This is a genomic window from uncultured Gulosibacter sp. (assembly GCF_963509965.1).
GTDB lineage: Bacteria > Actinomycetota > Actinomycetes > Actinomycetales > Microbacteriaceae > Gulosibacter.
Genome location: NZ_CAUPDE010000004.1, coordinates 100,034 through 115,269, shown reverse-complemented (window position 1 = coordinate 115,269; position 15,236 = coordinate 100,034). Strand labels below are relative to the sequence as shown.

Genomic DNA, 15,236 nt, shown 5'->3' with positions numbered 1-15,236 from the left:
AAGGAGTCGAGATGGCCGATGCTGCCGAGAGGTCGGCTGAGTTCGACGATGAAGTCGATCGGCTCGCGAACGAGGGATTGATGATCGCTCGTTCGGTGCTGCGGATGCGCGTGAAGAACCGCATCATTGTGGAAGTGATGGGTAAACAACAGCGGCTACCGCGGTCACACTATGACGAGCTGGTGCTCACCGAAATTGATCGGCTGGCAGACGAAAGCGATGCGGCAGCCGAGCGGTTGGCCGCTACCCGCAAGCTCGTGCGCACCAAGGGCAGCCAGGCCTACCGAGGCAACCCGGCAGAAAACCTCGACCCCGAATCGCTGCAATTGCGCAGCGATGCCGAGGCCGCGCTCGCGAAGCTGCTGCGCAGCCAACGCGATGACGAACAGTTCCGCTCCGAGCTTGCCACTCAGGCACGTCAAGACGCGATGGACGAAATGTTCCGGGCGCGGATGCTGCAAGACACGGCAATTCCACCCGATCAAGACGATCCTGTCGACCGAAAAGACCGGCTCATGGGGCTCGTGGACGATCTTCGTCGGGGCGCCCGCAGGCACGAGATTCGGCAGCGTCGCCGTGAGCGGTGGGCTCGTCTCACCGCACCGTTGCGATCACTTTTCGGGTTGAAACCTGAGCGCTGACTTCGAAATACCGACCGAATCGGCGTATTGTGCTCCCGGAATCACTGTTAGCTCTGATCGCATAGGCGCGATTGATTCAACTCAGGAGTAACTTCGATGACCACTTCATCAGTGTCGTCCGCGCGTCGTGGCGGCCTCGCCGGGTATCTTGACCGGCGAAACATCATCGCCCCAATTGGATATAACCGCTGGCTCATCCCACCCGCAGCCCTCGCCGTGCATCTAAGCATCGGCCAGGTTTACGCAACCAGCGTGTATAAAACCTCGCTCGCCGCACACTTCGGTGTGGGACTCACCGAAATCGGCATCATCTTCTCGATCGCCATCGTCATGTTGGGTGTCTCGGCCGCAGTGCTGGGCACCTGGGTAGACCGCAATGGCCCGCGCAAGGCCATGTTTTTCTCCATGTGTTTTTGGGTGGCGGGTTTTCTCATCGGTTCGCTCGGTATCGCAACCCAGCAACTGTGGCTGCTCTACATCGGTTACGGCGTGATAGGGGGTATCGGCCTCGGTATCGGCTATATCTCGCCGGTGTCGACCCTCATCAAATGGTTCCCCGACCGCCCCGGTCTGGCAACGGGCCTGGCGATCATGGGCTTCGGCGGCGGTGCGATGGTTGCCAGCCCCATCTCGCGCCAGCTCATGAGCCTCTACGACCCAGCCTTCGACCCCAGCGACAAAGCTGCGGTGGTGAGCGGCTCGGCCGTGGCGCTGCTATTTGTCACCCTGGGCGCCATCTATCTGGTGCTAATGCTCATCGGTGTCGCCAACATTCGCCTGCCGCACCCCGATTGGAAACCCGAAGGCTTCACGCCCGCCCCTGCCAAGAGCAACTCAATGATCACCGACAAATCGGTGTCGGCAAAGAACGCCATCCGCACCCCGCAGTTCTGGCTGCTGTGGATCGTGCTGTTCACCAACATCACCGCGGGTATCGGCATCCTCGAGCAGGCAAGCCCCATGATCCAAGACTTCTTCCGTCAGCCCGACGGCACCTCGACAGTGGCCGCGGCAGCCGCCGCAGGTTTTGTGGGGCTGCTATCGCTGTTCAACATGGCGGGCCGGTTCGTGTGGTCGTCGACCTCCGACAAGATCGGTCGCAAACCGATCTACATGATCTACCTCGGTGTTGGCATGCTGATGTTCGCGGGCCTGGCGCTACTCGGGCACACCTCGGTGGCGCTCTTCGTGCTGTTCGCAGTGATTGCGCTGTCGTTCTACGGTGGCGGCTTCGCAACCATCCCCGCCTATCTGCGCGATATGTTCGGCACCTACCAGGTGGGCGCCATCCACGGGCGGCTACTCACCGCCTGGTCGGCGGCCGGTGTGGCCGGGCCACTGATCGTTAACGCGGTGCTCGACGCCCAGGGCAAGCCCGGTGAACTCGATGCCGGCGCCTACCGGGTCGCCCTGTTCATCATGATCGGTGTGCTCGCGGTCGGTTTCATCGCCAACCTGCTGGTGCGCGGGGTCGACTCACGGTTCCACGAACCCGAAGACACTGTTACAGCACACCTTGACGAACTCAACGGTCGCAGTGAAATCGACCAGGTTGGCGATAAATCACTGCCGGGTTCCGGTCGTCTCATATTCTCGTGGCTGATCGTCAGCGGAATACTCGCCTACGGCGTGATCATGACCGCAATCACTGCGGCGCAGCTATTCATCTATTAGCAGCACAACTCGCTCAGCAACGACAAGAACCGTTCGGTGCCTCGGCCCCGGGGCCCGAAAGGTTCTTTCCGTGCCGCAGCGAACGTCAGGCCACGACCCGTCGGCTTTCAGGGGCTTTCAGACGGCCGAGGTGATTAGCGGCCCGATTTTTTCGTGCCTCGCTGCGGCGGTGCAGTCCATGGGTCTTCCGGCCAGGGATGCTTACTGTAACGGCCACGCAACTCAGCACGCACCTGTGGGTATCCCTGCTGCCAGAACGACGCGAGGTCTTCCGTAATCGCCACCGGCCGCTGCGCCGGTGACAATAGCTGCATCACCAGCGGCGCCCGTCCGCCTACCAGCAGCGGCGTATTGAGCATCCCGAAACACTCTTGCAGCTTCACCGAACACCGTGCCGGTGCATCCGTCTCACCTGCCTGCGGATACTCAATGCGGATTTTTGAACCGGTTGGCACCCGCAAATGTTCCGGCGCCAGTTCGGGCAAACCTGCAGCCTCGGGCCAGGGCAGCAGCCGCTGTAGCGCTGCCACCAAATCGACCGAACGCAGCGATGCCCCCTGGGCGAGCTGTGTGAACTCGGGTGCAAGCCAATCCGCACCCTGCTCGCGCAGCGCCGCATCCGAAACATCCGGCCACGGATCACCCAGGTAGCGGCGCACGAACGCCAACCGGTTGCGCAGCTGCTGGGCCGCCATCGACCAGTGCAGCAGCTGCGGGCCGCGCCGCGCGAACTCATCACGTACACATTCGAGCGCCTGGTCGGGCGTGGGGGCCACGGCCGTCTCCGAGAGCGTGATCGCGCCGAGGCGCTCGTAGCTGCGTGCCTTCACCCGACCATCAACGAGCGCAGTTTCGGTTACGGTCGTGTGCAGCGTGGCAGCCACCTCAAGCGCGAGCTGTTTCGTGATGGGCACCGCTGCCCGAATCTGTGCCCCCGAACCATCCGCGGCATGGGCGCGGGCAACATCGGTGACCACCAGCCACTGCTGACCCAACAGCGCGGCATCACGGTGCAGCTGTGCGCCGGTGCCACTGGCCAGCAGATACGAACCATCACCACCGCGCGCGCAGGCAATTCGTTCGGGGTGAGCGGCCGCCGCCACAAACGCCAGCGCCTGCTCGCGCGGAAGCGCAGCCGCCGACTCGCTCGGTGGTTGGGCCGCCGTAACCTCGGTGAGTAGCCGCTGCAGCCGGTCGCGTTCGCGACGCCACTGCCGAGCCGCTGCGTCATCACCGCGCCGCAGTTGGCGATCAAGTGCGGCAAGATCGCACCGCGGTGCCCGCTGGATTGACTGCAGCGTGGCAACACACCCGGCCGCCGCAACCGCTCCAATGCGCGGTGCCGCATCGATGAGGGCGCGGGCAAGGCGAGGATGCGCCGGAAACCGCACCAATTGTTTACCGAGATCGGTGATCTCAACCGTGCCGTCACCCGTGATCGTGACGGCACCCAGCAGCTGCAGCGTCTGCTGCGCTCGACGCAGGGCATCGGGTGCCGGGTGGTCGGGGAGGGCGAGATCGCGAGCAAACGCGTCACCCCACAACGCCAGTAGCAGCGCGGTTTCGGTGAGATCGACAGTGGTGATTTCGGGTTTCCGGGCGGCCGAAAAACTCGCCCACTGCGCCTCACTGACGCAGCGATACACGGCACCCGGACCCACACGTGCGGCACGACCGGCTCGCTGTCGACCCGAATCTTGCGACATCGAGACGGTGACGAGCCCCGAGATACCGCGTGCAAGATCGAGCCGCGGCTCGCGCGCAAGACACGAATCCACCACGATGCGAATATCTGGCACGGTGAGCGATGACTCGGCAACCGAAGTGGCGACCACCGCACGCTGGGCACCGTTTCGCGCGGGCTGCAGCACCGCATCCTGTTCGGTGGCCGAGAGCGAACCGGTCAGTGGCACCGCCTCGATGCCGTCGGCACGCAAAAGCGTCACCACCCGTTCAACTTCGCGATGCCCGGGAAGAAACACCAGCGCCGAATGTTCGGGATGCGCAGCCATCGCTTCGCGCGTGGTGGCGGCAATATGGGCGAGAAACTCGCGGCGCACGCCACGCTCATCGAGTCGGTGGCCGGGGAACGGCGCCCAATTTTCTGTGAGCGGATGCAGCTCCATCGGCACCGAGAGCACGGGCGCATCGCCGAGCAGCGCTGACCACTGCGCGGCCTCGAGGGTTGCCGACATCGCCACCACAGCGAGATCGTCACGCAGCAGAGCGATTTGTTGGCTGAACGCGAACGCGAGATCGGCGTCGATGCTGCGCTCATGCACCTCGTCGAGCACCACCGCCGACACTCCGGAAAGATCGGGGTTGCCAAGTAGCCGGCGTACGAGCACCCCGGCAGTCACGAACTCGACGCGCGTGTTGCGCGACACTCTGCTGTCGTCTCGCACTGTGTACCCCACCAAATCGCCCAGCGGTGTGCCGGTGAGTGTGGCAAGGTGTCTGGCTGCGGCCCGGGCTGTCACGCGTCGGGGCTGAGCCACGAGCACGCGGCCATCGGCGATGTTCGCGAGCACCGGCGGCACCACCGTGGTCTTTCCCGAACCGGGAGGGGATGTGACCACTGCGGCGCGATGTTCGATGATGGCCGAGCGCAACGGTTGCTGCAAGGCGTGAGCGGGAAGGCCGCGGCCGATGGCATCAACGTTAAAGCTGGTCAAGTGAACGCAATCCTCAGGCGTAAAGTCGGATGCCCCTAACCATATCGGCCACCAGCCGCAGCGAATGATGCGCGGCCCCGAGCTGCCTCGAAATAGAGCTGATGGTCGCGGGGACCACTAGCTGCGCGAGCCACTGAACGCCCAATGGGTGAGCTTGCGCAGCTCATCGGCCCACAGCACCATCGAAGCGAGCACGATTGCCATGACCCACTGCTCGAGGTTGAGCGGTACGGTGCCGAACGCGTGATTGAGCACGGGAAGATAGATCACCGCCACCTGAAGCAGCGCTGAAATTCCGATGGCGCACCACAGCCAGCGATTGTGGAACATACCGCTGAGCGCGCTACGCGTATCCGATCGGCAGTTGAACACGTTAAAGAGTTGAGCGAACACCAGCACCGTGAAAGCAACCGTGCGGGCGTGGGGCTCGTCAGTGGTGTGCGGTCCGTCGATGAGACCACCGGGCAGGAAGAAATCGAAGGCAAAGAGTGTGGCCGCAGCCATGACGAGGCCCACAAACACGATCGTGAACCACATCTGCCCATCGATGACGCGGTCGGTGAGTCGGCGTGGAGGGTGCTGCATCACGGTGGCATCGGTGGGGTCAACCCCCAGCGCCAAAGCTGGTAGCGAATCGGTGAGCAGATTGATCCACAGAATCTGTGTGGCAAGTAGCGGCAGGATCACTGTGCCGTCATCGAGTCGCAGCCCGAGCATCGCGCCGAGCACCACCCCGAGCAGCATGGTGAGCACCTCGCCCATATTCGATGAGAGCAGGTAGCGCAGGAACTTGCGGATATTTGCGAAGATTCCGCGTCCTTCGCGCACGGCAGCGACGATGGTGGCGAAGTTGTCGTCGGCGAGGATCATATCGGCCGATTCGTGGGTGACCTGGGTGCCGGTGACGCCCATCGCGACACCAATATCAGCCGATTTGAGTGCGGGCGCGTCATTGACACCGTCACCGGTCATCGCCACCACTTCGCCTTCGGCGCGCAGCGCGTTGACAATTCTTAGCTTGTGTTCGGGCGCGACGCGTGCAAACACCGAGGTTTCGCGCACTGCAACAGCAAACTCGTCATCACGCAGCCGGTCGAGTTGTGGGCCGGTGAGCGGCGCGGCATCGCGCGTGGCGTCGATGACCCCCAGATCGGTAGCGATTCGGCTGGCGGTGCGGGGATGGTCGCCGGTACTCATGACGACGCGGATGCCGGCGCCTTTCGCTTCGCTAATGGCTGAGGCAACCTCGGTGCGCGGAGGGTCGACGATGCCGACAACACCGTGCCAGATGAGTCGCGACTCAAACTCATCATCGGCGGCATGCGCGTCAGCGTCGTCAGCCGGGCGGGCAGCAATTGCCAGGGTGCGATAGGCCTGCGCTGATAGTGCGGTGATCTGCTGCAGGATGGTGTCGCGCAGTTTCGGAGTGAGGGGCACTACCGCACCGTCGACAACTACCCGGTCGCATCGTTCGATGAGCACATCGGGTGCGCCCTTGGCGACAACGCTGCGATTTCCCGACTCGGTGGCGACGAGAGCCGACATGCGTTTGCGTGTCGAGGTGAACGGAACCTCGCGTAGCCGGGTTACCCGCGGCGTGTCGATGTGGTGCCGGTGTAGCGCGAGTTGAAAGGCAGCTTCGGTGGGGTCGCCGAAGACTTCAGGGGCGGCATCATCACTGAAACGCACCTCGGCGTTATTGACGATGGAGCCAAGGCGTAGCACACGTGCAACCGCGGATGCATCGGTAGCGTCGGGGGAGTATGAGTTGAGATACGTCTCGCTGGCCGCGGTGCACACGCGCTCTATGGTCATCTCGTTTCGCGTGAGCGTGCCGGTTTTATCCGAACAGATGATCGTGGCTGACCCGAGTGTTTCGACCGAGCTGAGCCGCTTAACGATGGCCCGACGGGCAGCCATCCGCTGCACACCGAGCGCCAGCACGAGCGACAGAATCGCCGGCAGACCCTCGGGAACGGCGGCTACCGCCAGTGAAACTCCGAGCAGCAAGATGGTGATCAGACTTGACGCCGAGTGATCGGGGGTAACCGCATACACGCTCACCATCACCACTAGCGCGATGAGCAGCACTAGCACGGTGAGCGACCTACCGACGGCGGCGATCTCGCGTTCGAGCGGTGTTGCCTCGGTCTCGGCGGCGTCGAGCAGTTTGGCGATCTTTCCGACCTCGGTGCGCATTGCGGTGGTGCAAACTGCCGCGCGGGCAACGCCCTGAACCACCGCGGTGCCTGAAAACACCATGGTGAGCCGGTCGCCCAGTGCCGCATCCTCTGCAATTGTCGCCGTTGCATCCTTCTCAACCGGCACTGATTCACCGGTGAGTGACGCTTCGCCTACCAATAGCTGGGTCGATTCAAGAATGCGCGCGTCGGCGGGTACCGTATTTCCCTCTTCGAGCAGGATGATGTCGCCCGGCACCAGATCAATGCTCGGCACCTGCTGACGCACCTCGTCACGGATAACGCTGGCCTGTGGCGAGCTCATTTCTGCAAGGGCGGCAACCGCTTCGGAGGCACGCTGTTCTTGCACAAAACCGATGACGGCGTTGAGCAGGATGATGACGAGAATGACAAGCGCGTCAACCGGAACCGAGGCTGCGCCCTCAATCGTCCATGCCGCAATCGAGATGGCAACCGCTGCGAACAGCAGGTACACGAGCGGATCGCGGAATTGCTCGAGGAATCGTCGCCAGCGGGGTACCGAGGGTGCCCCGCGCAGTTCGTTGCCACCGTATTCTTGACGGCGACGAGCTGCCTCATCGGTTGTCAGCCCGGTAATGGGGTCGACACCGAGCTGTGCCGCCACGGTGCTGAGCTCGCGGGCATGCCAGGGGGTTGCGGGTGACGCGGCGACGGAAGTGTTCACAGTTGGCAGGCTAACTGACTTATTTGGCGCGCAGGTGGCTGGAGCCGTCTGGCTCACGCGCCACGGTGAGTTTTGCCGGGATGCGCTGGTGCATTGCCTCGACGTGGCTAATTACCCCGATAGTGCGCCCGCTTTGACGCAGTTGATCGAGGGTGCGCATGGCCACCTCAAGGGTTTCATTATCGAGCGAACCAAAGCCCTCGTCGATGAACAGTGTGTCGAGCGAGATGCCGCCAGCCTGTGCCGAAACCACCTCGGCGAGGCCGAGCGCGAGTGCGAGCGATACGAGAAACGACTCGCCTCCCGAAAGCGATTGTGGCTGCCGTAGCTCACCGTTGTAGCTGTCGAATACGGCGATGCCGAGCCCCGACTGGCGGCCGTGCGCCTCGATCGACTCATCCACTTCGAGCTGGTATCGGCCCGATGACAGCTGCCTGAGGTGTGCGTTGGCGGCCTGAACGATCTCTTCGAGCCAGCTCGCGAGCACAAACACTTCGAGATTCTGTTTGCGTGAGTTGCTACCGCGCAGTGTGTCGGCAAATCTGGTTATGGCGTCGGCACGCACGGCCTCATCGCCGATGCGGTCAATGAGTGTGTGCGAAAGCTCGGCCTGTGCGGTAGCTCGGCGCTGATCTGAGGCGACCGACCCGGTGAGCTGGTTGAGCTCGGTGAGCCGATCGGCACTTGCACGGGCTGCGGCTGCGGGGGCGTCGCTATCGACGGGGGCATCGGGGAGGGTGCTGAAGCGCTCATCACTCAGCTTTGCGTTCACCGCAGTGAGCGCTTCGTGATGGCGCTCAACACGCTCGCGCAGCAGTGTTAGCTCAGATGCGGTGAGCGCAGCTGCAGTGAGCTGGTCGCGGTTGGCAAACGGTGAGCTAGCGAGCCGAGTGTCGAGTTGGGTGCTGGCGGTTTCGAGTCGCTGGTTGGTGTCGAGCACTGCGGTATTCGATTCCAGCAGTGACTCGGTGGCCGAGATGAGTGCCGAAATGAGGGAGATTCGCTTGGCGATCGACGGCTGCCCGGCTCGCAGCCGGGTCACCTCAGTGTGTTTTTGTTGGGTTGTCGAAAGCGCGTTATCGAGCGAGCTGCGTGCTTGCACAAGGGCCGCTTCGGCATCGCGAAGCCGCTGCGCATCGGCAGCAATTGCACGTTCGAGGGTCGTGATGTGTTCGGCGCACGCTTGCAGCTGGGCATTCGCCTCGCGGGCCTGGGTGAGGGCAGCCCGCGCGGTGGTGAGTGCTGCGCTGGCATCTTCGAGTGCCATACCGGAGGCCTGTTCTTGCAGCGCATCGAGTACCCGCTGGCGTTCTTGCAGTTCGTTCTGGGCGACGGTGGCACGCTCATGTGCGGTCTGTGAACGTTCGTGAGCGGTAGCCAGGTCGGTGTCGGTTACCGGTTGCTGCTGGGTGTTGTTTGCGTGTGCCAGATTGGGATGCTCGGTGGCACCACAGACCGCGCACGCTTCGCCCGGAGCAAGCTGTGATGCCAACTCGATGGCAGCGTTTCGATAGCGCCGCTCGGCGAGTTCGCGCTCGTGCTGATTGGCGAGTTCGCGTTCGGCAAGCGCGCTGCGGTAGGCCTCGATTGCCTGTGCACACCGGGTTTGGGCGGTAGAAAGTTGACGCGCCGCCGCGCACACCAGCTCTGCCTGCTCCACAGTGGCTGCACGCGCGCCGACGAGCGCAGCCAGCCCGGTTAACTCGGTGTGTTGCGCGCGCTGTTCGGCCAGCTTTGCCGGGCGGGTGGCAGCTTCATGCTGCAGCTGGTCGAGCCGCTGAGTGAGCTCGGCGACGTGCTCGTTCGCCTCTTGGTCGCGCTGCTGCAGCTGCTCGAGTTCTGCTTCGGCGCTTGAGCGGTCGCGGAGCACCCCCAATAGTTCGCGCGCGCGTGCGAGCGTCTGGGTGTGCTGATCTACCAGCTCGGCTGCAAGTGGGGCTTCTTGGTCGAACGTGATTGGTTCCCGACCGAGTTCGAGTTCGGCATCGGTTTCGACACTGGCAAAATGGCTGCGCGCTGATTGCAGTCGAGCCTTTGCTTCGTTGGCTGCGGCTGCCGCCTGCTGTTGGCTTTCGAGATAGGGCAGTAGGGGAGCGGCAGCTTCAGCCCGGGTGATTTTGGGTTCGATCTGCTCGCTGAGGGTGTGGGATTGCTGCTGCAGTTCAGCACGCTCTTGCTGCAACCGAGCGCGGGTTTGCTGCAGCTGGCGCTGCTCACGAGCGAGGGCAGCGCGCTGTTCGTCGGCTTTGGCGACGGCTTCGGCACGGTCGCGTGCCTCATGCACCCGCAGCTGAGCGGCGGCAATGTCATCGAGCGCCACCGAAACGATCTGTGCTGGTTCGGGCTGCTCGGCGCTGCCGTCATGGGCGGCGCCATCGGCAATAGGTGCTGCTGCGTTAGCCGGTGCAGGTTCGTCGGCAGTAGAAGTTTTGACGTCGCACGGCTTCTGTGGGGATACCCCGTCGACTGCTTCGCAGACACTATCGCGCAGCCGTGTGATTTCGGCCACGGCGTCGGCAAGGCTGCTGCGGGATTCACCCACCGCGGCACGCGCCGCATCCGCGCGAGTTTTTACCGCATCCATCAGATCGCGGTATAGATGTGTGCGAAACAGTTTTCGCAGCACCTCCTGGCGCTCGCCAGTCTTAGCGTCGAGAAACTTCATGAAGGCGTTCTGTGCCAACAGCACCACCTGCAAGAATTCGTCGGCACTCAGCGGAAACACCGCCGTGAACTCCTGAGACACTTCCCGAGCCCGGGTGGCGAGAGTGTGCCACTGGTCGCCGTCACAGCGCTCGAAAGCGAGCTTGCCGCGCACAGTGCGCAGTCCGTCACCCGATTTTTTCGGCACCTGATAGTCGAGTGAGCGACTCATTCGGTAGCGATCACCACCGTGCTCGAATTCGACTACCACCCGCGTTGGGTCGGCTGGTTCGCAGAAATTACTGCGGATTTGTTGCCCCGTGCCGGTGTCGTCATAGCGTGGTGCCTTGCCATACAGGGCGTACATGATGGCATCGAGCACGCTCGACTTACCAGCTCCCGTCGGGCCAGCAATAAGAAAGAGTCCGTCATCGTCGAAGCGGGTGAAATCAACAAACTGTTCGGTGCGGTAGGGGCCGAAACCGGTAACCGTCAGCGTAAGGATCTTCATCGCGTGGCCTCCTGCTCGCGGATTTCATGCAGGAGTTCGGCCAACACCTCACGCTCAACCCGGGTCAGCCCCTGAGCCTCGCGAACATGCTTGAGGAACGCATCCGTGTGTTCCGTTGGTGAGGTGGCGCGAGGTATCGAGCGGCGGGACTGCTGGGCGGTGCTGCGCTGCACATACTCGAGATGCACGGCGTGCGCAAAGCGTTTTCGCAGGCGGCGCATTGCATCAACCGGTCGATCGGGATCGGTGAGCCGAGCACTCACCCAGTTGTCGTGGTACGCGGCGAATCGACTTTCGGTTTCGAGTTCTGTCAGTGTGCCGGTGAGTTCAACCAGCGGCCTCGGCACCGGTAGTGCAAGCCACTGGCAGTCGATATCGCCGTCGCCATCAAGATCGATAAGCCACGAGCCGCGTCCCTGACCTGCCTCGCTAAACGAGTAGTGCAGCGGTGCCCCCGAGTAGCGCACCCGGTCGTTGAGTGCCGACCGACTATGGATATGGCCGAGCGCCACATAGTTGATCCCCTCGAATAGCTCCAGTGGCACCACATCGATGCCTCCTGCGCTCAGATCGCGTTCAATATCGTCGGCCACGCCGCTATCGGGTACTCCGGCAGCGAAACAGTGGGCAAGCACGACTATGCGCCCGCTGAAATCGACTGCCGAATCGTGCACCTGCCCCATCGCCCACGCAATCGCATCGCGCTGCGAACTTATGGGTGCATCACCCGCGTAGCGACGCACGATTGCCGGTTCGAGATAGGGGATACCGTAAAAACGAACCGGGCCGGTGGTGTCTTCTATCTCGACAAACTCGGCCGGATGTGATGGGTCGGCAAAGATGTGGATGCCCGACGTTTCTAGCCAGCGCGCCAAATAGCCGAGCCGGGCAGCCGAATCATGGTTGCCTGAGGTGACCAACACTCGCGCGCCGTCGTCAATAAACTGGGCAAGTCGAGCCTCGAAAAACTGCAGTGCCTGCCCCGAGGGGATTGCCGAATCGAAAATATCGCCAGCGATGCACACGACCTCGACGCGGTGTTCACGCACTTGCTCGTGAAGACGGTCGAGTGCGATCGCGAGGTTATCGAGTACCGGTTCGCCGTGAAAGGTGCGTCCGATATGCCAATCAGAGGTGTGGAGGATGCGCATGTCGAAACCGTAGCGCGAGCCTCCGACTATTCCTCGGTTACAAAGTCAATGAGTTCTTCAACGCGGCCAATGACGGCGGGTTCGAGATCGTGCCAATTGCGCACCTGGCCAAGGATGTGCTGCCACGCCCGCGCAATATCTGCCTGGTCTTCGTGTGGCCAGCCCAATTCCGCACAGATACCGTGTTTCCACGACTGCCCGTGGGGGATCGACGGCCATTCGTTGAGGCCGAGACGTTCGGGTCGCAGCGCCTGCCACACATCCACATAGGGGTGCCCGACAACTCGCACCGTATTTGCCCCAAACTGCTGCGTGATGTGCGAGGCGATGTGCGACTCTTTCGAACCGGGCACCAGGTGATCGAGCAGCACACCGGCGCGGCGATGCCGAGCCGGATTGAACTCGCGCAACACGTCTTCGAGGTGATCGGCGCCCTCGAGGTAGATCACCGCTACACCCTCAATGCGCAGGTCGTGCCCCCACACCTTCTCGATGAGTTCGGCATCGTGACGTCCCTCAACGAAGATGCGTGCGGCCCGTGCCACTCGCGCCGGGGTATTGCTGACATAGAGCGAGCCCGATGCACTACGGACGGGAGCGGTCGGCTGTGGGCGAGTGAAGTCAAGCCGCACGGCGTTGTCATTGTCATCAAGAAAGATTGTGTCGCGCACGAACCGGCGGGTAGCGCCGTCGGCATCGCGAAGCTCCACCTGGTAGTGGTCAGCGCGTACGAGCTCGCCATAGAACCCGGTGACGCTGTCTTCCAACCAGAGACCACGTCGAGCCCGCAGTTTTCGCGGCTCACGTGGACGACGTGCCAGGCGCATCTGTGCGACCGGGTCGTCATCGTACCGATCATCGAACATGGTCGTCAGCGTAGGCATGTCAATTAACTTTGTCTTAACTTTCTCGAATTGCATCGACGAGGATACTCTGCTACTCGCTCGATTTGGTCGAAGACGCACTCGATTCGGGGTAGATCGTCAGTTTTTGGATGCGCGGGGTGCGATAAACTGGACGCTCACTTGCAGCAGGAGGAGCGAATGACAACCATGGATGGTCGCGATGAGGGGCTGGCTTCAGCCGGCCTGGATAGCGCGCAGACGTCTGCAGCGGCGGATCATTCGTCAACTATGTCATTTACCGGCGATTTCAGTGCGCAACTCGCGGCACTCATTGCCGGCGGTGTCTCAAAAGAAGAGATGGATTCGATCAGCGCACTGCCCTCGGGGTCGGCGCTGCTGATTGTTCGACGTGGGAACAACGTCGGGGCTCGCTATCTGCTCGACACCGATTTGCAGATCGCCGGACGCCACCCGAACGCTGAAATCTTCCTCGACGATGTGACCGTATCGCGTCGTCATGCCGAGTTCACCCGTCAGGGAAAGACCTTCCAGTTGCGAGACCTCGGGTCGCTGAACGGTACCTACTACAACGGTGAGCGCATTAACCAGGTTGAGCTCTCGAATGGCAGCGAAGTGCAGATTGGGAAGTATCGACTCACTTTCTACGCCTCGCCGCTCGACGTGAACACCCCGACAGCGCCTGAGCTATGAGTGCTAACGGCGCCGCCGCCCGTCGGACGCGTCCGGCTGCTTCGCTGTCAATTGGCCAGGTGCAGCTTCGATTGGGGGCGGAGTTCCCCGATCTCACACCATCGAAACTTCGTTTCCTTGAAGAACAGGGGCTGCTGCATCCCGACCGCACACCGGCTGGTTACCGCAAGTTCACCGAGCGCGATGTAGATCGGGTGCGCACCATTTTGCAGCTGCAGCGCGATCACTATCTGCCGCTGCGCGTTATCGGCGAGTATCTCGAAGCTGTCGACCGTGGCGAGCAGCCCAAGCTTCCCGGAGCCGAGTCAACTTCGCAGTCGCGGAGCATTCTGTTCGATGGTGAGTTGGTCTCACGGCAGCAACTACAGCGCCAGGCTGGTGCCAGCCGCGAGCTGCTCGACCAGGCGCTGCAGGCACAGCTGCTGCCACGGCAGCAGCACTACACGCAGTCGCACGTGCAGCTGCTAGCGACGCTGGTGACGCTTGAGCGGCGGGGGATTGAACCGCGTCATCTACGGGCGTTCCGCACCTCGGTGCACCACGAGCTCGGGCTGATCGAACAGGTGGTTTCGTCATTGGGGCGTCGCAATGACGCCAGTTCACGGAAGCGTGCTGAAGCTGTGGCAGCGGAGGTTGCCGAGCAGCTGGCGTGCGTGCGGCGTGGGCTCATCCAACAGGGCGTCGCTGGCTCAGGTAAGTAGTCGGCCGTCGCCGACTCGCAATTGGTAACAATCAGGTTACGGTCTCAAGCATTGGTTGAAGCTTTCGGCGCGTCGCCACTGAACTCGACAGATTACTGAAACCATCACATCGATGTGATTTTGCTCCTCGAAGTTGGCGGTGCCGTCACCTACACTGAGAACCGGGCGAGTCGCACTCGAATGCGCCGATTGGGCGCAGTCATTACTCACCCACACCACATGTCGCGTAGAAAGGTGGCAACATGAGCGCACGTGAGCACGCTCCGCAGACGGAGTCGCGCGCCGAACTGCTGTTCACCGATGGCCTTCCGGATCTCGACCCCAATGCCGGCTATCGCGGCGCTGTTGCCGCGCGAGTGGCAGGTATCACCTATCGTCAGCTTGACTACTGGGCTCGCACCGAACTGGTTGAACCCTCAATTCAGACCGCAGCGGGGTCGGGCTCGCAGCGCCTGTACTCCTTCCGAGACATCCTCGTGCTTCGCCTCGTGAAGCGTCTGCTCGAAACGGGTATCTCACTGCAGCAGATCCGAGTTGCTGTTGAGCAATTGCATGAGGCAGGCATCAACGACCTCGCCCAGATCACCCTGCTATCGGACGGCGCGAGCGTGTACCTGTGCACCAAAGAAGACGAGATCATCGACCTGGTTCGGCGCGGACAGGGCGTATTTGGCATCTTCCTCGGCCAGGTCGTACGTGAGGTCGAAGACAACCTCGTTGATGTCGACAGTGACGAGGCACACCCGCACGACGAACTTGCCGCGCGTCGTCGCAAGCACCGCGCGAGCTAACCGCATT

10 protein-coding genes are annotated in these 15,236 nt (G+C 62.4%); 5 read left to right on the top strand and 5 right to left on the bottom strand.

Features of this window, described 5'->3' with window-relative positions; genetic code table 11:
• Positions 1-11: 11 nt before the first annotated feature.
• Both RQ865_RS04700 and RQ865_RS04695 read left to right on the top strand, forming a co-directional pair.
• Positions 12-641, top strand: a complete 630-nt coding sequence (locus tag RQ865_RS04700) for a hypothetical protein (RefSeq protein ID WP_311477964.1) — start codon at positions 12-14, stop codon at positions 639-641.
• A gap of 96 nt (positions 642-737) precedes the next feature.
• Positions 738-2,315 carry an OFA family MFS transporter gene (locus tag RQ865_RS04695; protein WP_311477963.1) on the top strand — a complete coding sequence of 526 codons (1,578 nt, stop codon included), beginning with the start codon at positions 738-740 and terminating at the stop codon, positions 2,313-2,315.
• A 134-nt stretch (positions 2,316-2,449) separates the two neighbouring features.
• On the opposite strand, the gene hrpB is transcribed toward RQ865_RS04695, so the two are convergent.
• From hrpB to RQ865_RS04670, 5 genes are all read right to left on the bottom strand, one after another.
• On the bottom strand, positions 2,450-4,990 hold the full coding sequence (gene hrpB / locus RQ865_RS04690; protein WP_311477962.1) for an ATP-dependent helicase HrpB: 2,541 nt from the start codon (positions 4,988-4,990) through the stop codon (positions 2,450-2,452).
• Between the two features lie 117 nt (positions 4,991-5,107).
• Positions 5,108-7,876, bottom strand: a complete 2,769-nt coding sequence (locus RQ865_RS04685) for a cation-translocating P-type ATPase (RefSeq protein WP_311477961.1) — start codon at positions 7,874-7,876, stop codon at positions 5,108-5,110.
• A gap of 19 nt (positions 7,877-7,895) precedes the next feature.
• Positions 7,896-11,030 (bottom strand): SMC family ATPase, encoded by a 3,135-nt coding sequence (locus RQ865_RS04680; RefSeq protein WP_311477960.1) that lies wholly within the window; start codon positions 11,028-11,030, stop codon positions 7,896-7,898.
• Positions 11,027-12,181, bottom strand: a complete 1,155-nt coding sequence (locus tag RQ865_RS04675; RefSeq protein ID WP_311477959.1) for an exonuclease SbcCD subunit D — start codon at positions 12,179-12,181, stop codon at positions 11,027-11,029. Before RQ865_RS04675 ends, RQ865_RS04680 begins: the two co-directional genes overlap by 4 nt.
• Positions 12,182-12,207: 26 nt before the next feature.
• The gene (locus RQ865_RS04670; protein ID WP_311477958.1) at positions 12,208-13,047 is read right to left on the bottom strand and encodes a DUF3097 family protein; all 840 of its coding nucleotides are present in this window, start codon (positions 13,045-13,047) and stop codon (positions 12,208-12,210) included.
• 177 nt (positions 13,048-13,224) lie between these two features.
• On the opposite strand from RQ865_RS04670, the gene RQ865_RS04665 reads away from it, so the two are divergent.
• The 3 genes from RQ865_RS04665 to RQ865_RS04655 all read left to right on the top strand — a co-directional run bounded on the left by RQ865_RS04665 (position 13,225) and on the right by RQ865_RS04655 (position 15,229).
• A complete protein-coding gene (locus tag RQ865_RS04665) occupies positions 13,225-13,737 on the top strand; it encodes an FHA domain-containing protein (RefSeq protein WP_399521802.1) in 513 nt (170 codons plus the stop codon).
• Entirely contained in the window at positions 13,734-14,438 is a 705-nt protein-coding gene (locus RQ865_RS04660; RefSeq protein ID WP_311477957.1) for a MerR family transcriptional regulator, read from the top strand. Before RQ865_RS04665 ends, RQ865_RS04660 begins: the two co-directional genes overlap by 4 nt.
• A 242-nt stretch (positions 14,439-14,680) precedes the next feature.
• Positions 14,681-15,229 (top strand): MerR family transcriptional regulator, encoded by a 549-nt coding sequence (locus tag RQ865_RS04655; protein WP_311477956.1) that lies wholly within the window; start codon positions 14,681-14,683, stop codon positions 15,227-15,229.
• Positions 15,230-15,236 lie beyond the last annotated feature (7 nt).